The following is an 18,112-nucleotide window of genomic DNA, read 5'->3' as shown; positions in this document are numbered from 1 at the left end:
GCCCCTTTGGCGCGGAAGGTGACGAGGCACCGGTGACTCCCGCACCGCTGTGGCGGTGCCGTGAAAGTGCATGTGAAGACGGCGCCCGCGGTGGCCTCCGCGGAGAGCTGGGCGGGCAGCGCGAGCGCCGCTGCGGGGAGGCAGGCGACGAACGGGGGTCCACCGTCGAGGCCGCACTCCTGGTCCGCGACCTCATCCGGCGCTGCCTGCTGAGGGACCGGCGCTGCCCGCCGAAGGACCCGGACATACGGGAGCTGCGCAGGGCCGGCGCGGTGGACCAGTTCGTCGGCAGCGCGGAGGTCCTGAGCCGACCGGACCTGGCGCGGGCCGCGGCCGACGCCGTGACGGGCATCGCGCCCACGGCGGCCCGCCCCGCGCCCCGGTGAAGGACCGCCGGATCCAGATAGATCACAGTGGGTGACGCTCTGGGGGGTGCTGTGAGGGGCGCGGGCGGTCTCACGGCCGCCCTGCCGAGGCGGCCGAGGCCCTCCGGGCGGAGGGGAGGCGCGCGCGGCGGAGTGCCGGAGGCCCAGGCTCACGTCTTCTGCGTGTGACCGTTTCTGAGCAGGTCGGATCATTGATTGATTGTTCGAGGATGGAGCGCCGAGGGGGTTATCGGTCTTTCGTACGACGGCTCATACCAGAGCGGGACCATCTCCGGGGGACTTTGTCAACTGCCCACCGCACATGATGCGTCGGCGACTACTGTGAGTGTCCGTCGGACGACACGGGGCCGAATTCTTTTGCGGTCCCCTCGCCCGGCACCGCGATGGCGCATGCCCGACTCGCGCGCCCCGCGCGAGAAACCAGGCCCGACGGACCAGTACGAGGACGCAGATGTCTCACCTCCGTGCACCGGCCGCCCGCGCCGACCGCCGTGAGGGCGGCCGGCACGGACGACCGGTCGCCAGACCCGTTCCCGCGCTGCCCGAGACCCACATACGGCCTCAGCTCATGCGGCTGGCGGTTCTGCCACCGGTCGCGGTGGCACTCAGCGGCTGCGCCGCCGTCCTGTTCACCGTCCGCTCCACCGGCGCCCGGCCCAGCCTCACCCTGCTGGCCGTGCTCGCCGGAGCGGTCTCGGTGACCGCCGCGGGCATCGTGATCGCCGCCGTGGCCGCGGGCCGCGCCGCCCGCTCGGTCAGCGACCGCGTCGGCATCCTGCGCCGCAACACCGCCCGCGGCGAGGCCGACCTGCTCGCCCTCGTCGACGCGCTGCGGCGCGGCGAGACCCCGCCCCAGCGCAAGCCGCGCGGCGGGCCGCCCGCGGACGCGGACGACTTCGAACTGCTCGCGGCCGACCTGTCCCGCGCGCACGACGGCGCCGTCACCGCCGTCGTCCAGGCGGCCCAGCTCTCCAGCCAGGCCGGCAGCGAACAGAAGCTGGAGGTGTTCGTCAACCTGGCGCGGCGGCTTCAGTCCCTCGTGCACCGGGAGATCTCGATCCTCGACGAACTTGAGAACGAGATCGAGGACCCGGACCTCCTCAAGGGCCTCTTCCACGTCGACCACCTCGCCACCCGGATCCGGCGGCACGCCGAGAACCTCGCCGTCCTCGGCGGCGCCGTGTCCCGGCGGCAGTGGAGCAACCCCGTCTCCATGACCGAGGTGCTGCGCTCCGCCATCGCCGAGGTCGAGCAGTACTCCCGCGTCAAACTCGTCCCGCCGATCGACGGCGAACTGCGCGGGCACGCCGTCGCCGACGTCATCCACCTCCTCGCCGAACTCGTCGAGAACGCCACGGTGTTCTCCGCCCCGCACACCCAGGTGCTGCTCCGCGCCAACCTGGTCACCTCCGGACTCGCGGTCGAGGTCGAGGACCGCGGACTCGGCATGCCGGTCGGCGAACAGTCCAAGATGAACGCCCTGCTCGCCGACCCCGACCAGGTCAACGTCGCCAGCCTGCTGGCCGACGGCCGCATCGGGCTCTTCGTCGTCTCCCAGCTCGCCCGCCGGCACGGCATCAACGTCCGCCTCCAGACCAACATCTACGGCGGTGTCCAGGCCGTCCTCGTCGTCCCGCAGGGCCTGCTGGGCACGGCACGGGGCGTACCCGGCGCACCCGGTTCGGTGCTGCCGCCCCTCGACCCGGCGAACGGGGGCGGCGCACCGGGAGCGCAGATCGGTGCGCCCGGCACCGGGGGAGCCCGCGCGACCGACGGCACCGGGTCGCCGGCAGGTGTCCGCGGCACCGCCGGGCCGGACACGGGAGCCCGAAGCAGGACCGCCGCGGTCGGACCGCCGGCCGGCCGAGGCCCCGGACAGCAGCCGAGCCCCGCCACGGCCGCCACCGGCGGGCGGCGCCGACACGCGCAGCACGAGGGCACGCCCGCGCCGCTGCCGGTGCGCGGTGCCCAGGAGACCCGCCCGAACCCCGCCGAGGCAATGCCCGGCATCCGCCCCGAGGACCGGCCGGTGGTCGCCGAGCACGCGGGTGCCCCGCCCGTACCGCGGGTCGGCGCCGTGCGCGGCACGATGGGCAAACCCCAACTGCCGCGCCGCCGCGCCCAGGAGCACATCGTTCCCCAGCTGCGCGGCGGCCCGGCCCCCCGCCCGGAGAACGAGAACCCGGTCGGACACGACCCCGGCCTGATGGCCGCCTTCCAGCGCGGCATCGGTCTCGCCGAGGCCCAGCAGCACCTGGAGGCCGCCGAGACGGAGCCGAGCGCCGCCGAGCCGGTGGGCGGGGCACATGGCGCTTCGCCACACGACGGCTTCACCACCATGGGGTTCGCCGACATGGCAGCCCACGACACCTTCGGCGGTCGACCGACCAACACGTCGCATGCCACGCACTTGGACGCGACGCACATGGACGCGACGCACATGGATGTCACGGGTATGGACGCGACGCGCACGGACGCGACGCACCTGAATGCCGTGCGTACGGAGGCGGCACATGTAGAGACGGCACACATAGCGCCAGACCCCATGGCGCCAGACCCCCTGGCCCCGGACCGCATGGTCTCGGAACACACGGCCTCGGACCACATGACCAAGGGCCACCCGGACACGGACCACATGGCCCCCGCACACACCAGCCGGCCCCACCGGGACTCCGCCGAGAGCGAGTCGGCATCCCGGCCCCAGTCGTACTCCCAGGCCCTGCGCCCGGTGCACACCTCCGAATTCACCTCCCGGCCCGACGGGAGCGCACCTGCCGGATGACCAGCACTCTTTCCACCCCCACCCCCACCCCCGCCACCCCCGCCCCGACCCCCACCCCCAGCGCTCCCGCTGATCTTCGTACCCCAAGGAGTCGATCCACCATGGCGAGCGATGCGCCGACCGCCCAGGTATCCGACCTCGACTGGCTGATGAGCGGCCTGGTGCAGCGGGTGCCGCACACCACCAGCGCGGTGCTCCTGTCCTGCGACGGGCTGGTGAAGTCCGTCCACGGCCTGGACCCGGACAGCGCCGACCACATGGCGGCGCTCGCCTCCGGCCTGTACTCGCTCGGCCGCAGCGCGGGCGTCCGGTTCGGCGACGGCGGGGACGTCCGCCAGGTCGTCGTCGAACTCGACTCGACGCTGCTGTTCGTCACCACCGCCGGCTCCGGCACCTGCCTCGCCGTGCTGGCGGGCCGGGAGGCCGACGCCGCGGTCCTCGGCTACGAGATGGCGATGCTGGTCAAGAGCGTCCGCCCGTACCTCGTCACCGCGCCCCGGCAGCACGCCGTCGAATCCACGGCGACGAGGCCTTGAGGGTGGCGGCAGCCGGCGACGGGCCCTGGCTCGACGACGCGGCCGGACGCCTCGTGCGCCCGTTCACGGTCAGCAACGGCAGGACCGAGCCCAGCATCGCCCTCGACCTCATGTCGCAGGTGATGGCGACCGGGTCCACACCCCTCGGCTACCTCGGCCCCGAACACGCACAGGCCCTCGACCTGTGCCGCGCCCCCGTCTCGGTCGCCGAGATCGCCGCGCACCTCAAACTGCCCGCCGTGGTCACCAAGGTGCTGCTCTCCGACCTCGTCGACTGCGGGGTGCTGACCGCCAAGCCCCCGGTGTTCCACCACAACCCCACTGACCGGTCCCTCCTGGAGGCAGTGCTCGATGGACTACGACGACAGCTCTGATCCCTTCCCCACCGCACTGAAAATCCTGGTGGCCGGTGGGTTCGGGGTCGGCAAGACCACCTTCGTGGGTGCGGTCAGCGAGATCGCGCCGCTGTCCACGGAGGAACTCCTCACCACGGTCAGCGCCGCGACCGACAGTCTCGACGGGATCGAGAACAAGGTCGAGACGACCGTGGCCATGGACTTCGGCCGCATCACCCTGGACCCGGAGCACGTGCTCTACCTGTTCGGCACGCCCGGACAGGAGCGGTTCTGGTTCATGTGGGACGAACTGTCCGAAGGCGCGCTCGGCGCGGTCATCCTCGCCGACACCCGGCGCCTGGAGGACTGCTTCGCGGCCGTCGACTTCTTCGAGGAGCGCGGCCTGGGCTTCATCGTCGCCGTCAACGAGTTCGACGGTTCCTACCGCTACGACCCCGAGGAGGTGCGCGCCGCCATCGACCTCGACCCGGAGGTCCCGGTCATCCGTTGCGACGCCCGGATCTCCAGCTCCGGGGTGCAGACCCTGCTCACCCTCGTCCGCCATCTCATCGCCCACGCTCCGGTCTCCGCGCCGAGCCACGGCGCCCACATGTGAACCCCATATCCCGCTCACGGAGCCCGTATATGACCCACGTCCACTGCGACGGAGCCCGCGCATGAGGTACGACCCGCCGCGTCCGGCCGGCCGGCTGCTGCTCACGCCGGAGGACAAGGAGGCCCCCGAACGTACCCGGCGCCTCGGCCAACTGCGCCTGGGCGAAGACCCGGACCCCGCCCTCGACGCCTACGCGGACCGGCTCGCCGGGGTCACCGGAGCGCCGTACGCCATGGTCAACTTCATCGACGTGAACCGGCAGTTCTTCGCGGGCCTGCACCTGCCGGACGTGGCACCGCCCGTCGTACGGCCGGACGGCAGCACCCCGGTACTGGGCCGTGAGCTGCCCCGCGACCACGGTTTCTGCCCCCATGTGGTGGTCCGGCGCAAGGCGCTGGTCCTGGAGGACGTCTGCGACTACCCGCGGTTCGCGGGCAACCCGGTCGTCGACGAGTTCGGCATCCGTTCCTACCTGGGCGCCCCGCTGATCGACAGCACGGGAACGGTGCTCGGCACGGTGTGCGTGGTCGACGTGGAGCCACGTCCCTGGGGCCGACCCGGTCTGGAGACCATCAAGTCGTCGGCGTCGGAATTGGTGGCCCGCATCGAGCGTCGCGAGGCAGACGGGCTGCCGCTGTTGTGACGGCGGGAACAGCACGGGCCCGGCCCCTCCAATAGCCGACCGGTCCAATACCTCCGTATCCAAGGCAGCCGGCCGGCGTAGTTGACGGTGGCCAGGTTCGCCCCGGCTCCGGCGGACAGGCCGGCCTGGTCGTGCATCAGGGGCAGGATCGGGGTGGAGACGAAACGGCCCACCCCCATGCCCCCGGCGAGCGCTGCGGCGGCCCTGGCGACATGTGCCAGGGAGAGCCCGAGGCGGCGCCGGACACGGAGCCGGAGCCGGAGGCGGCAGCTGACGTGGAGGCAAGGGTCATCGGGTGCCCTCGGCCCGGCCCGGGTCGTTGGGGTGGGACTCCAGCGGGGTGACGGTGACCGTCATCCACGGGCGCAGCGGCAGCGTGCCGAGCACCTTCTCGTGGAGTTCCGCCTCGTCGGAGGCGCGCCAGACGCCGATGCTGCGCAATTCGCCCACGGGGCGCCACAACCGGGCCAGGTGACCGGTCGCGGCCAGTTCACGCGCCCGGACGGCCTCCGCGGCCCGGCGCCGGTCGACCTCGTCCTGGCCCGTGCCCTCGGGTATGTCGGTGGTGATCTCGACCAGGAACTCGCGCACGATGTTCTCCCTCCTCCGTCGGTACCTCCATCGTCCGCCGCCACCGGAACCACCGCCACGACAGGTCGGCTCACTGCTGGGAGGCGCAGCCTCCCAGCGCGCGTAGCATGACGCGCGTGGAACTGCGCCAGCTCCGGTACTTCGTCGCCGTCGCCGAGGAACTGAACTTCGGCCGGGCCGCCGAGCGGCTGCTCATCGCAGGCCCGTCCCTCTCCCAGCAGATCAAGGCGCTCGAACGGGACCTGGGTGTCCGGCTGTTCGACCGGGACCGCCGCTCGGTCTCCCTCACCCCCGCCGGTGCCGCGCTGCTTCCGCACACCCGGGACCTGCTGGAGCGGGCCGACGACCTCAGGCGCCGGGCGGGCCGCCTCTCGGGCTCCGAGTCGGTACGGCTCGGTTACGTCAACTGGCTGCCGCCGGACCTGGGTTCACGGACGGCCGCGGTGGCCCGGGTCCATGTGGACGCGTGGGTCGCGCCCTCCCACACCCAGGCCGCCCGGGTCGCCGACGGCAGCCTGGACCTGGCCGTCTGCTGGGTGCGCACCGAGGACCTCGAACGGCACGGGCTGCGCGCCCGGCTGATCGGCGCGGACCGGCTGTACGCCGTCGCCAAGGGCACCGACACGAGCGACCTGCCTGCCCGGGACACCGACATCCTGATCGACGACGACGTCACCTCGTGGGCCTCCTGGAACGCGTACGCCGAGGAGCTCACGCGGGCTGTCGGCGCCCGCCCGGTCCGCATCTCCGACGGTGCTGTCACCGGCCCCGCCTACTTCGACCACGTCCGGCGCTGCACCAGGCCCGTCCTCAACTCGCCGAAGGGCCAGACCGCTCCGCTCCCGCCCGACCTGGTCCGCCGCGAGATCGTCACCCCGAAGGTGTACTGGACCTGGTCCCTGGTCTGGCGCGCGAGCGAGGACCGGGCCGGCGTCCTGGCCGTCGTCGACGCCCTGTGCGACGGCGTCGGCGACCTCGGGATCCACGCCCCCGACGCCTGGTTGCCCGCGGACGACCCCCACGCTCTTCGCGGCTGAGCCGCGCTGGGAGGCCACGCCTCCCAGACGGGAGGAAACCGATCCTGGCGCGCCCGGCGGACCCGGCCTACGGTCAAATAGTCGACCGGTCGGCTAGCGGCCGGTCAGCCACTACTGAGAAGGTCAGCATGAGCACCCAGCAGCAGAAGGTCGCGATCGTCACCGGTGCCTCGCAGGGCATCGGCGCCGCCCTCGTCGAGGGCTACCGCAAGCTCGGCTTCGCGGTCGTCGCCACCTCCCGCACGATCGCCCCCGCCGACGACGCCGGCGTCCTGACCGTCCAGGGGGACATCGCGGACCCGGCGACCGCCGAGCGGGTCGTGGCCGCCGCGGTCGAGCGGTTCGGCCGGATCGACACCGTGGTCAACAACGCCGGCATCTTCGTCGCGAAGCCCTTCACCGAGTACACCGCCGCCGACTACGCGGCCGTGACCGGCATCAACGTCGCCGGCTTCTTCCACCTCACCCAGCAGGCGGTCCCGCACCTGCTCGCGCAGGGCGGTGGGCACGTCGTCAGCGTCACCACCAGCCTCGTCGACAGCGCGGACGCCCGGGTCCCCTCCGTCCTGGCCTCGCTGACCAAGGGCGGCCTGCAGTCCGCGACCAAGTCCCTCGCGATCGAGTACGCCACCCGGGGCATCCGCGTCAACGCGGTGTCGCCCGGCACCATCAAGACCCCCATGCACCCGGCGGAGACCCACGAGTTCCTCGCCGCCCTGCACCCGGTCGGCCGGATGGGTGAAGTGGGCGACATCGTCGACGCGGTGCTCTACCTGGAGACCGCGCCGTTCGTCACCGGCGAGATCCTGCACGTCGACGGCGGTATGAGCGCCGGCCACTGACGGCACGGCCCGGCACTCACCGAGGACCTACCGAGGACCTATCGAGGATCCACCGAGGATCCACCGAGGAGAAGAAGGAGCGGACATGACCAGCACGACGGAGGACACGGCGGTCCTGAGCGCGGTGCTCGACCGGTGGAAGGCGGCCGTCGACGCACACCAACCCGAGCGCGTCGCGGCCCAGTTCACCGAGGACGCCGTCTTCCAGGGACTGCACCCCTACAGCGTCGGACGGCAGGGCGTCGCCGCGTACTACGACTCCCAGCCCCTCGGGATGAAGGCGGCGTACCGCGTCCTGGAGACCCGGCGGCCCGCCGACGGCGTCGTCCTCGGCTACCTGGGCGTCGAGTTCTCCTTCACGGACCGGCCCCCGCTGGACGTGAAGCTCTCGGTCCTCGTCACCCGGACGGGCGAGGACTGGCACATCGCCCACTACCAGGTCTCCCGCCTCGACTAGCCGTCCCCTGCCGGGTGTTCCGCGGGCGTGAAGCCGAGCTGTGGCGGCGCTTAAGAAATCCTCGATGGACCGATGCGCCAGGGTGCGGCAGATTGCTGTGAGATTCCACCCCCTCCCCGGCCGCGGAGCGCTTCGGCGTCCCCGCGGCCGGGACCTCACGCACAGGAGCCGTAGCGTTGAAGGCGCTGGTCAAGGAGAAGGCGGAGCCAGGGCTGTGGCTCACGGACGTCCCGGAGCCCACGGTCGGGCCCGGTGACGTACTGATCAAGGTCCTGCGGACCGGCATCTGCGGCACCGACCTGCACATCCGGGCCTGGGACGGCTGGGCCCGGCAGGCGATCACCACCCCGCTCGTGGTCGGCCACGAGTTCGTCGGCGAGGTCGTGGCGACCGGCCGGGACGTCACCGACATCAAGGCGGGCGACCGCGTCAGCGGCGAGGGGCACCTCGTGTGCGGCAAGTGCCGCAACTGCCAGGCCGGCCGGCGCCACCTGTGCCGGGCCACGGTCGGCCTCGGTGTCGGCCGGGACGGGGCGTTCGCCGAGTACGTCGCGCTGCCCGCGGGCAACGTCTGGGTGCACCGCGTCCCCGTCGACCTCGACGTGGCCGCGATCTTCGACCCGTTCGGCAACGCCGTGCACACCGCCCTCTCCTTCCCGCTGGTCGGCGAGGACGTCCTCATCACCGGCGCGGGGCCGATCGGCCTCATGGCCGCCGCCGTGGCCCGCCACGCGGGCGCCCGCCACGTCGTGATCACCGACGTCAGCGAGGAGCGCCTCGACCTCGCCCGCAAGATCGGCGTGAGCCTCGCCCTGAACGTGTCACGGGCCGGGATCGCCGACGGGCAGCGGGAGCTGGGGCTGCGTGAGGGCTTCGACGTCGGCCTGGAGATGTCCGGCAGGCCCGAGGCCATGCGCGACATGATCGCCAACATGACGCACGGCGGCCGTATCGCCGTGCTCGGCCTGCCCGCCGAGGAGTTCCCCGTGGACTGGGCCCGGATCGTCACCTCGATGATCACCATCAAGGGCATCTACGGCCGTGAGATGTTCGAGACCTGGTACGCGATGTCGGTCCTCCTGGAAGGCGGACTCGACCTCGCCCCCGTCATCACCGGCCGCTACGGCTACCGCGACTTCGAGGCGGCCTTCGCCGACGCGGCGAGCGGCCGCGGCGGCAAGGTCATCCTCGACTGGACCGCGTAGTCCGTCGCACACATCCGCGCGTCAAACCCCTGGGAGCTTCTGGAATGTTCGACTCCGTGCGCGACGACCTGCGCGCCACCCTCGACGAGATCCGCGCCGCCGGCCTGCACAAGCCCGAGCGCGTGATCGGCACCCCGCAGTCCGCGACCGTGTCCGTCACCGCGGGCGGCCGCCCCGGCGAGGTCCTCAACTTCTGTGCCAACAACTACCTCGGCCTCGCCGACCACCCCGACGTGATCGCCGCCGCCCACCAGGCCCTGGACCGCTGGGGCTACGGCATGGCCTCGGTCCGCTTCATCTGCGGCACGCAGGAGGTCCACAAGGAGCTGGAGGCCCGCCTGTCGGCGTTCCTCGGCCAGGAGGACACGATCCTCTACTCCTCCTGCTTCGACGCCAACGGCGGTGTCTTCGAGACCCTCCTCGGCGAGGAGGACGCGGTGATCTCCGACGCCCTCAACCACGCCTCGATCATCGACGGCATCCGCCTCTCCAAGGCCCGCCGGCTGCGCTACGCCAACCGTGACCTGGCCGACCTGGAACGGCAGCTGAAGGAGGCGCAGGGCGCCCGGCGCCGGCTCGTCGTCACCGACGGCGTGTTCTCCATGGACGGCTACGTGGCCCCGCTGCGCGAGATCTGCGACCTCGCCGACCGCTACGACGCGATGGTCATGGTCGACGACTCGCACGCCGTCGGCTTCGTCGGCCCGTCCGGCCGCGGCACCCCCGAGCTGCACGGCGTGATGGACCGCGTCGACATCATCACCGGCACCCTCGGCAAGGCCCTCGGCGGCGCCTCCGGCGGCTACGTCGCGGCCCGCGCCGAGATCGTCGCCCTGCTCCGGCAGCGCTCCCGCCCCTACCTCTTCTCCAACACGCTCGCCCCGGTGATCGCGGCGGCCTCCCTGAAGGTCCTCGACCTGCTGGAGGCCGCGGACGACCTGCGGGTCCGGCTCGCCGAGAACACCGCCCTGTTCCGCCGCCGGATGACCGAGGAGGGCTTCGACGTCCTCCCCGGCGACCACGCCATCGCCCCCGTGATGATCGGTGACGCGGCAGAGGCGGGCCGGATGGCCGAGCTGCTCCTCGAACGGGGCGTGTACGTGATCGGCTTCTCCTACCCGGTGGTCCCGCAGGGCCAGGCCCGGATCCGGGTCCAGTTGTCCGCGGCCCACTCGACGCAGGACGTCGACCGTGCGGTGGACGCCTTCGTGGCGGCCCGTGCGGAGCTGGCGGGCTGATCCGCACTGGTGGGGCCGATCGGTACTGATGGGCTGATCGGTACCGATGAGGTGATCGGCACAGGTGGGCCGATCGGTACCGGCGGCCCGAGCAGCTCAGACATATTGCGATAATCAACCTCATGATCGAGGCGCGGCGGCTCCACATCCTCCGTGCGGTGGCCGACCACCGCACGGTGACGGCGGCTGCCGCCGCGCTCTATCTGACCCCCTCGGCCGTTTCCCAGCAGCTGACGGCCCTCGAACAGGAGACCGGCCACCGCCTGGTCGAGCGCGGCGCCAAGGGCGTACGGCTCACCGCGGCCGGCGAGATCCTGCTCGCCCACACCAACGCGGTCCTCGCCCAGCTGGAGCGGGCCGAGGCCGAGCTGGCCGCGTACGGCTCCGGCGAGGCCGGCACGGTCACCGTCGCCGCCTTCGCCACCGGCATCGCCCAGGTGGTCGCCCCGGCCGTGGCCCGCCTCGCCGGCACCGCCCCCGGCATCCGCATCCGCGTCCAGGACGCCGAGGGCGACGCCAGCCTCCCGATGGTCCTGGACCGGCAGGTCGACGTCGCGGTCGCCGTCGAGTACCGCGGGGCCCCGCCCGCCGACGACCCCCGGCTCACCCACGTGTCGCTGTACGCCGAGCCGTTCGACGCCGTCGTCCCGCTCCACCACCGGCTGGCCGGTACCTCCGAGGTTCCCCTCGCCGAGCTGGCCAAGGACGCCTGGATCGGGCCGTACCCCGGCAACCCCTGCCACGACGTCGCCGTCCTGGCCTGCGAGAGCGCCGGCTTCCAGCCCCGCTTCGAGCACTCCTCCGACGACTTCCGGGCCGTGGTGGCGCTGGCCGCGGCCGACGCGGGCGTGGCCCTCGTCCCGCGTTCCGCGCTGCGCGGCATGGACCTGACCGGCGTGGTCGTACGCCCCGTCGACGGTGTCGCCCCGACCCGCCGCGTCTTCGCGGCCGTGCGGCGCGGAGCCGAGGCCCACCCGCTGATCCGCCCGGTGCTCGACGCCCTGGGCGAGGCGGCACGGCTGTGAGCCTTCCTTAACACCGCCGTTTCACATCAGGGATATCGTCCCGGATGTGAAACGGACTGAGACGGTCTCCCCGGACCCCGTCGACCCCGACCCCGTCGACGCCCGCCTCGGCGGTCGCCTCGCCCAGCTGCGGGCCGAACACGGCTGGTCCCTGGGTGAGTTGGCAGAGCGCAGCGGAATCAGCAAGTCCACCCTGTCCCGTGCCGAACGGGCCGAGACGAGCCCCACGGCAGCCCTCCTCAACCGCCTCTGCAACGTCTACGGCCGGACCATGTCCCAGCTGCTCAGCGAGGTCGAGGCGGCACCCGCGCCGGTGCTGCGCGCCGCCGAGCAGCAGGTGTGGGAGGACCGCGCCTCCGGCTTCGTGCGCCGGTCGGTGTCGCCGCCGCACGGCGGGCTGCGCGGCGAACTCGTCGAGGGCCGGCTCGCGGCGGGCGCGGACCTCGCCTACGACCGCCCGCCGGTGCCCGGCCTGGAGCAGCACATCTGGGTGCTCGACGGGAGGCTGGCCGTGACGGCCGAGGGAACCGAGCACCTGCTGGACGCCGGGGACTGCCTGCGGCTGCGGGTGTGGGGGCCGACCCGCTTCCGGTGCCCGGGCCCGGCACCGACGCGGTACGTGCTGGCGGTGGTGCGGCCGTGAGGACACTGCGCCTGGACGCCGACCAACTGCCGCAGCGGGCGGGGGAGCTGGCCGAGCTGCTGGCCGACACGGTGAACGGCGGGGCGTCCGTCGGTTTCCTCGCTCCCCTCGGACGGGAGCGGGCCGTCGCCTGGTGGCGGGAGCGGGCGGCCGCCGTGGCCGCCGGGCAGCTCGCCGTCTGGGCCGCGCTGGACGACGCCGGCCGGACCGTCGGCACGGTCGGCCTCGCCTTCGCCCACCCCGGCAAACCCAACGGCCCGCACCGCGCCGAGCTGGTGAAGCTGATGGTCCACCGCGACGCCCGGGGCCAGGGCATCGGACGCGGCCTGCTGACCGTCGCCGAGGAGGCCGCGGCCGCCGCCGGGATCACCCTGCTCCATCTGGACACCGAGACGGACAGCCCCGCGGAGCGCCTCTACCGCTCGGCCGGCTGGACCCGCGCGGGCGTCATCCCCGACTACGCTCTCGACCCCGCCGGCGTACTGCGCGCGACGACCCTCTACTACAAGCGGGTGGGCACTCCGGGCGGGTGAGTGTCAGTGCCGGCCGCTACGGTTCGGGGCATGCCGGACGCCGAAGACGTACGCCGAGTCGCCCTGTCCCTGCCGGACACCGGCGAGAAGATCGCCTGGAGCATGCCCACGTTCCGGGTCGCAGGGAAGATGTTCGCCACGCTCCCCGAGGACGAGACCTCCATCGCCGTGCGCTGTCCCAAGGATGAGCGTGACGAACTGGTGCTCGCCGAGCCCGGCAAGTTCTGGATCGCCGATCACGAGGCGCAGTTCGCCTGGGTCCGGGTGCGGCTCGCCGCGCTGGAGGACGAGGGCGAGCTGCGCGACATCCTCGCCGACTCCTGGCGGCAGGCGGCCCCGCCCCGGCTCCTGGACTCCTACCCGGAGCTGGGGCTGCCCGGCGCGGCAGACTGATCCCCGCGGGCCGCTGCCCGGACACAGGCGGGGCCGGGCCCGGCCGATCCGGCCCGGCGGAAACGCGTGCGCGACCACCGACCCGAGTGCGGTATTGTTTCCCTGCACGTTTCGACCGGGGAAACCCCAGGTCAGGCGGGCACCGGGACGTGGCGCAGCTTGGTAGCGCACTTGACTGGGGGTCAAGGGGTCGCAGGTTCAAATCCTGTCGTCCCGACGGTGCGAAGGGTCTTCGCAGGCGAGAGCCTGCGAGGGCCCTTTTTCGCGCGTCCGTCGCCCGTCGGCGCTGGTGCGCGGGAGGAGTCGTTCGCGGTGCTTGCTTATGCCGTACGGACATCCGGCCGGAGTACTCTGACGGCCGATGGTTTGAGCTTTCAAACAATAGCCTCGGAGAACGTCATGCGCGTCGCCATCACCGGATCCACCGGACTCATCGGTTCCGCCCTCACCCGTTCCCTCCTCGCCGACGGTCACCGTGTGCTGCGTCTGACCCGTGGCCGGACCGCGGCCCGGACGGCGGACGGCAGCGAGTCCGTGACCTGGGAGCCCGGCGCCCGGCTGGACCCGGCCGTCCTGGACGGAGTCGACGCCGTGGTCCACCTCGCCGGAGCCGGGGTCGGCGACCGGCGCTGGAGCGCGGCGTACAAGCAGGAGATCAGGCTCAGCCGCCTGCAGGGGACGCGGACCGTCGCCGAGGCGTGTGCCGAGGCCGCCGTGCGGCCCCGGGTGCTGATCTCGGCCTCGGCCACCGGCTACTACGGCGACACCGGCGACCGTGTCGTCACGGAGTCCGATCCGGCCGGCGGCGACTTCCTGGCCTTCGTCTGCGTCGGCTGGGAGGCCGCCGCCGCGCCGGCCGAGCGAGCCGGCGTCCGGGTCGTGCACCCGCGTACCGGCCTCGTGGTCTCCGCCGGCGGCGGCGCCTGGGGCAGGCTGTTCCCGCTCTTCCGGTACGGCCTCGGCGGCCGGCTCGGCTCCGGCGACCAGTACTGGCCGTTCATCTCGCTGCCCGACCACATCGCCGCCCTGCGCCACGCGATCGACCACGAGGACGTCGCAGGTCCCGTCAACTTCACGGCCCCCGAGCCGCTCACCAACCGCGAGATCACCCGTGCGACCGGCCGGATCCTGCACCGGCCCACCCTCGCCGCCGTCCCCGCCTTCGCGCTGCGGATCGTCCTCGGCGAGTTCGCGGAAGGCATCACGGGCAGCTGCCGGGCGGTCCCGGACAGACTGCTGAAGGCGGGGTTCACCTTCCGGCAGCCCGGCATCGACGAGGCGCTGCGCGCCGCGCTGGACCAGGGCTAGCGGGCGGCCGGCGTCGGACGACCAGGCCCGCGCGGTCCTCGCCGAGCGGGAGCGGCCGGCCGGGACCTGCCACGAGCGGCTCGCGGAGCTCAGAGCCGAACTGGAGCGGGACGAGGAGGCGTTGACCACCAACGGCCGGATCGCCCCGGAACACGGCCTGCGCCGGGCCGAGATGGGGCGGGACTGGACCCGCTGGGCCGCCGGACAGCTCGGCTGAACGCCGTCGGCGGCACCCCGGCCGGACACCCCGGAGAGCTCCCTAGCTCACGAACCCCACGTGGGCCAGCGCCTGCTTCAGCAACACCCCGTGACCGCCCGGCATCTCGCTCTGCACGGCCTCCAGCATGGCCTCCTGCGGACTGAACCACACCAGGTCCAGCGCGTCCTGCCGGGGCCGGCAGTCACCGGTGACCGGCACGATGTAGGCCAGCGACACCGCGTGCTGACGGGGGTCGTGATACGGCGTGACGCCCAGCGTCGGGAAGTACTCGGCCACCGTGAACGGCTGCAGGGAGGCTGGCACCCGGGGCAGCGCCACCGGGCCGAGGTCCTTCTCCAGATGGCGCAGCAGGGCGTCACGGACCCGCTCGTGGTGCAGGACACGGCCGGAGACGAGGGCCCGGCTGACCGTTCCGTCCGGGCCGATGCGGAGCAGCAGGCCGATGCTGGTGACTTCGCCGCTGTCGTCGACGCGCACGGGCACGGCCTCCACGTACAGGATCGGCATGCGGGCGCGTGCCATCTCCAGCTCGTCGGAGGACAGCCAACCGGGCGTGGTTTCGGTCATGTCAGACATTGCTTGATCATACTTTCCGGACAGGGCGCGCGGTCAGTCGCGGCCGGGGTCGGATGCGGGAAGTCCGTACAGACGACGGGCGTTGTCGCGTCCCGTCCAGGCGGCGATCCGCACCGCGTCGGTCGGGCTCAGTTCGTCCGCGTCCACCCGGGCCTGCAGCATTCCGGCCAGCCCCTGCCGGAAGGACAGCGCGCCGAGGTGGTGGAACTCGGCCACACCATAGGCGTCCGAGCTGTACAGCAGTTTGCGGAACGGGGTGATCTCCATCGCCTCCGCCAGCACCGCCCCGGCCCGCGCCGGGCCCACGTGGTGCAGGGCGAGCCCGACGTCGAGGTGCACGTGCTCGAAGACCGCGGCGAGGTAGGCGGCCTGGCGGTGGTAGGGCCAGCAGTGCAGCAGGAGCACCGGGACGGTGCCGGCGGTCAGCCGCAGCCAGTCGGTGAGCAGGGCCGGATCCGCGCGGTGCAGCCGCAGGTCCGAGTCCCCGAAACCGGCGTGGAGCTGGAGCGGCAGCCCGAGCCCGACGGCGGTCCACAGCAGATGACGCATCAGCACCGGGTCCGTGAGCCTGCCGCCCGCGGCGAACCACAGCGCGGCCGCCCGGGTCACCTCCGCGTACGTCGGCCGTGCCGGGTCCAGGGCGAAGCCGGTGCGGTAGGCGGCCACCGACTTGACCGCGACCACACCCGGCCGCCGTACCGCCTCCTCGGCCGCGGCCCGGAAGGCGCCCGCGTACTCGGCCGCGGCGATGCCCTGTGCGGCCACCGCCTCGGCGACGCGCTCCAGGCGCACGACCTCGTAGGCACGCGCGCCGGCCGCCGCCGCGAGTTCGGCGGGGGAGGTGACCGGGTGCGGGGCGTACCCGGTGTCCACGCAGAACGCCTCCGTGTGCGCGGCCGTCAGGAACCGGCGGTTGACCTCCTGCCAGCCCAGTTCGGCCCGGCGCGCCAGGTAGTCGGCCACCGGCGCGTGCCGGTCCAGGCCGAGCAGGGGAGCGCAGTGCCGTCGCACGGCGATGCCGGCCGGGGTGTCGAACGGCGAGACGCCCGGCCAGGCCTCGCCCTCGGTCAGCAGCGACTCGAACTCGGGCTCGGTGAGGTCGGCGGTGACCGCGCCGTGGCAGTGGTGGTCGACGAGCGGGAGCGCGTCGAGGGCTTCCCGGACCGGTCCCGGCATCAGTACTTCCACCGGTAGGCCGCCGCCACCCCGGCCTCGTCCAGGCCGGCGACGGCCGCCGTCTCGCCCTCGCGTACGGCGACCACCGCGTCCGCGAGGACCGGGCCGAGCGCGGTGCGCAGCACCTCGTCCTCGCGGAATTCGTCGACGGCCTGCGCGAGCGAGGTCGGCAGCCGGCGCACGCCCCGGGCCACCGCCTCGTCCGGGACCAGCCGGCCCGGGTCGTCTCTGACCTCCTTGGGCAGCGGCGCGGCCGAGGCGAGCCCGTCCAGTCCGGCGACGATCACGCAGCCCAGGGCCAGGTACGGGTTGGCGGCCAGGTCGACCGGCTTGACCTCCAGGTTGGCCTCATGGCTCTGGTGGCCCACCGTGCCGGTGACGACCCGGATCCCGGTCTCGCGGGTCTCCCGGCCCCAGGCCGTGTACACCCCCGCCCACTGGGCGGGCCTGAGCCGCAGATAGCTGGCCGGGCTGGGCGCGGTCACCGCCGTCAGCGCGGGCAGGTGGGCCAGCAGCCCGGCGATGAACGACTCCGCCGCGGCCGTCATGCCGTACCGGCCCTGGCTGCCGGCGTGCAGGTTGATCCCGCGGCGCCACAGGGAGAGATGCAGGTGGCCGCCGTTGCCGACACCCCGCTCGGTGACGGCCGGGGCGAAGGAGGCGCGCAGGCCGTACTTCTGCGACACGGCACGGATGGTCTGCCGGACCAGCACGCTCTGGTCGGCCGCGGCCACCGGGTCCAGGGCGTCGGTGGAGAGCTCGAACTGGCCGGGCGCGTACTCGGGGTGGAGCTGGGCGACCGCCACCTCCTGCTTCTCGAAGGCCGCGAGCAGGTCGGCGGTGTAGTCGCTCAGCTCGGTCTGCCGGGCGGCGCTGTACGCGGGACCCGAGGTGGCCGGTGCGAACTCGTCAGCCGGTGCGGCGGCCCGGCCGAGCGCCCACTCGATCTCGATCCCCGCCTTGAAGGTGATGCTGTGCCGGTCCTCGGCGTCGGCGACGACCCGGCGCAGGAAGGTGCGGCTGCACCCCGGATGCCGTTCACCCTCCTGGGTGACCCGGTCGACCGGCGCCCAGGCCCAGCCGGGCTGCCCGGCGAGCACCACCAGCCGGTCCAGGTCCGGCACGAGGCGCAGATCGCCGTCGGGCGAACCGAGGACGTCGGTGCGCACGATCGCGTCGTTCGCCAGGAAGGTGTCGAACACCGGGGACATGCCGACACCCCAGGCCACCGCAGGCTGCAGCCCCTGCCAGGGAACGGTCTTCACCCTGCAGATCCCGGCGGTGTCCACGAAGGCCAGCATGATCCCGCGCACGCCCTGCGCGGACAGCTCGTGGGCGAGGGCGTGGGCCCGGGCCAGATCGCCGGGGTTCCCGCCGGGTACGGGGTCGACCAGGGGTGGCATACGACGTCCTCCTCGACGGGCTCGGATGCACGCGTCCCGGCCAGGGTTTCACGCCGACCGCGCCGAACTGCGCTACCGGCGCCGGGGAGTCGGCCCCGGCGGCGCGTCCGGATCCCGGCGGCCCGGAGCTCAGGGCTCAGGCGGCGAGGAGTTCCTCCGACAGGTCC

General features: G+C 73.0%; 20 protein-coding genes and 1 tRNA gene. 17 read left to right on the top strand and 4 right to left on the bottom strand.

The window, feature by feature from the left end; translation table 11 throughout:
- The first annotated feature begins 32 nt into the window (after window positions 1–32).
- From BLW82_RS05730 to BLW82_RS05705, 6 genes are all read left to right on the top strand, one after another.
- Entirely contained in the window at window positions 33–386 is a 354-nt protein-coding gene (locus BLW82_RS05730; RefSeq protein WP_107408504.1) for a hypothetical protein, read from the top strand.
- 451 nt (window positions 387–837) lie between these two features.
- The gene (locus tag BLW82_RS05725; RefSeq protein ID WP_256215658.1) at window positions 838–3,168 is read left to right on the top strand and encodes a sensor histidine kinase; all 2,331 of its coding nucleotides are present in this window, start codon (window positions 838–840) and stop codon (window positions 3,166–3,168) included.
- Between the two features lie 101 nt (window positions 3,169–3,269).
- Window positions 3,270–3,704: a roadblock/LC7 domain-containing protein gene (locus BLW82_RS05720; RefSeq protein ID WP_093497770.1), complete on the top strand. Its 435-nt coding sequence runs from the start codon at window positions 3,270–3,272 to the stop codon at window positions 3,702–3,704.
- Window positions 3,705–3,706: 2 nt separating this feature from the next.
- Entirely contained in the window at window positions 3,707–4,078 is a 372-nt protein-coding gene (locus BLW82_RS05715; RefSeq protein WP_093497769.1) for a DUF742 domain-containing protein, read from the top strand.
- Window positions 4,056–4,655: a GTP-binding protein gene (locus tag BLW82_RS05710; RefSeq protein WP_093497768.1), complete on the top strand. Its 600-nt coding sequence runs from the start codon at window positions 4,056–4,058 to the stop codon at window positions 4,653–4,655. Before BLW82_RS05715 ends, BLW82_RS05710 begins: the two co-directional genes overlap by 23 nt.
- 61 nt (window positions 4,656–4,716) lie before the next feature.
- Window positions 4,717–5,298, top strand: coding sequence for a GAF domain-containing protein (locus BLW82_RS05705; protein WP_093497767.1), 582 nt, complete (start codon window positions 4,717–4,719; stop codon window positions 5,296–5,298).
- A 288-nt stretch (window positions 5,299–5,586) separates the two neighbouring features.
- Here the strand turns inward: BLW82_RS05705 and BLW82_RS05700 are convergent, their stop codons facing one another.
- Complete coding sequence (locus BLW82_RS05700; protein ID WP_093497766.1) at window positions 5,587–5,889, bottom strand: muconolactone Delta-isomerase family protein; 303 nt, start codon at window positions 5,887–5,889, stop codon at window positions 5,587–5,589.
- A gap of 107 nt (window positions 5,890–5,996) precedes the next feature.
- Here BLW82_RS05700 and BLW82_RS05695 point away from each other — a divergent pair, with 107 nt between their 5' ends.
- The 11 genes from BLW82_RS05695 (at window position 5,997) to BLW82_RS05645 (ending at window position 14,570) form a co-directional block, all read left to right on the top strand.
- Entirely contained in the window at window positions 5,997–6,926 is a 930-nt protein-coding gene (locus BLW82_RS05695) for a LysR family transcriptional regulator (protein WP_093497765.1), read from the top strand.
- Window positions 6,927–7,054: 128 nt separating this feature from the next.
- A complete protein-coding gene (locus BLW82_RS05690; RefSeq protein WP_093497764.1) occupies window positions 7,055–7,768 on the top strand; it encodes an SDR family NAD(P)-dependent oxidoreductase in 714 nt (237 codons plus the stop codon).
- Window positions 7,769–7,853: 85 nt separating this feature from the next.
- On the top strand, window positions 7,854–8,225 hold the full coding sequence (locus tag BLW82_RS05685; RefSeq protein WP_093497763.1) for a YybH family protein: 372 nt from the start codon (window positions 7,854–7,856) through the stop codon (window positions 8,223–8,225).
- A 176-nt stretch (window positions 8,226–8,401) separates the two neighbouring features.
- A complete protein-coding gene (gene tdh, locus BLW82_RS05680) occupies window positions 8,402–9,430 on the top strand; it encodes an L-threonine 3-dehydrogenase (protein WP_093497762.1) in 1,029 nt (342 codons plus the stop codon).
- A 44-nt stretch (window positions 9,431–9,474) separates the two neighbouring features.
- The gene (locus BLW82_RS05675; protein ID WP_093497761.1) at window positions 9,475–10,668 is read left to right on the top strand and encodes a glycine C-acetyltransferase; all 1,194 of its coding nucleotides are present in this window, start codon (window positions 9,475–9,477) and stop codon (window positions 10,666–10,668) included.
- A 122-nt stretch (window positions 10,669–10,790) separates the two neighbouring features.
- Window positions 10,791–11,693: a LysR family transcriptional regulator gene (locus BLW82_RS05670; RefSeq protein WP_093497760.1), complete on the top strand. Its 903-nt coding sequence runs from the start codon at window positions 10,791–10,793 to the stop codon at window positions 11,691–11,693.
- A gap of 46 nt (window positions 11,694–11,739) precedes the next feature.
- Window positions 11,740–12,336 (top strand): helix-turn-helix domain-containing protein, encoded by a 597-nt coding sequence (locus BLW82_RS05665; RefSeq protein ID WP_093497759.1) that lies wholly within the window; start codon window positions 11,740–11,742, stop codon window positions 12,334–12,336.
- On the top strand, window positions 12,333–12,869 hold the full coding sequence (locus BLW82_RS05660) for a GNAT family N-acetyltransferase (protein ID WP_093497758.1): 537 nt from the start codon (window positions 12,333–12,335) through the stop codon (window positions 12,867–12,869). Before BLW82_RS05665 ends, BLW82_RS05660 begins: the two co-directional genes overlap by 4 nt.
- A 30-nt stretch (window positions 12,870–12,899) precedes the next feature.
- On the top strand, window positions 12,900–13,262 hold the full coding sequence (locus BLW82_RS05655; protein WP_093497757.1) for an MmcQ/YjbR family DNA-binding protein: 363 nt from the start codon (window positions 12,900–12,902) through the stop codon (window positions 13,260–13,262).
- A gap of 143 nt (window positions 13,263–13,405) precedes the next feature.
- Window positions 13,406–13,479, top strand: a tRNA-Pro gene (locus tag BLW82_RS05650).
- A gap of 182 nt (window positions 13,480–13,661) precedes the next feature.
- Complete coding sequence (locus tag BLW82_RS05645) at window positions 13,662–14,570, top strand: TIGR01777 family oxidoreductase (protein WP_093497756.1); 909 nt, start codon at window positions 13,662–13,664, stop codon at window positions 14,568–14,570.
- A gap of 259 nt (window positions 14,571–14,829) precedes the next feature.
- Here BLW82_RS05645 and BLW82_RS05640 read toward each other — a convergent pair whose 3' ends face one another.
- From BLW82_RS05640 to BLW82_RS05630, 3 genes are read right to left on the bottom strand one after another with little or no spacing between them, the layout of a single operon-like run.
- Window positions 14,830–15,357: an NUDIX hydrolase family protein gene (locus BLW82_RS05640; protein ID WP_177233264.1), complete on the bottom strand. Its 528-nt coding sequence runs from the start codon at window positions 15,355–15,357 to the stop codon at window positions 14,830–14,832.
- Between the two features lie 42 nt (window positions 15,358–15,399).
- Window positions 15,400–16,542: an amidohydrolase family protein gene (locus BLW82_RS05635; protein WP_177232848.1), complete on the bottom strand. Its 1,143-nt coding sequence runs from the start codon at window positions 16,540–16,542 to the stop codon at window positions 15,400–15,402.
- Window positions 16,542–17,945 (bottom strand): type I glutamate--ammonia ligase, encoded by a 1,404-nt coding sequence (locus tag BLW82_RS05630; protein ID WP_093497754.1) that lies wholly within the window; start codon window positions 17,943–17,945, stop codon window positions 16,542–16,544. The genes BLW82_RS05635 and BLW82_RS05630 overlap by 1 nt, the downstream gene beginning before the upstream one ends.
- Window positions 17,946–18,112: the final 167 nt, after the last annotated feature.

The sequence above is a fragment of the Streptomyces sp. Ag109_O5-10 genome, from assembly GCF_900105755.1.
Classification (GTDB): domain Bacteria; phylum Actinomycetota; class Actinomycetes; order Streptomycetales; family Streptomycetaceae; genus Streptomyces.
Note: the sequence above shows the minus strand (reverse complement) of the source record. Positions and strands in the feature narration are given on the sequence as shown.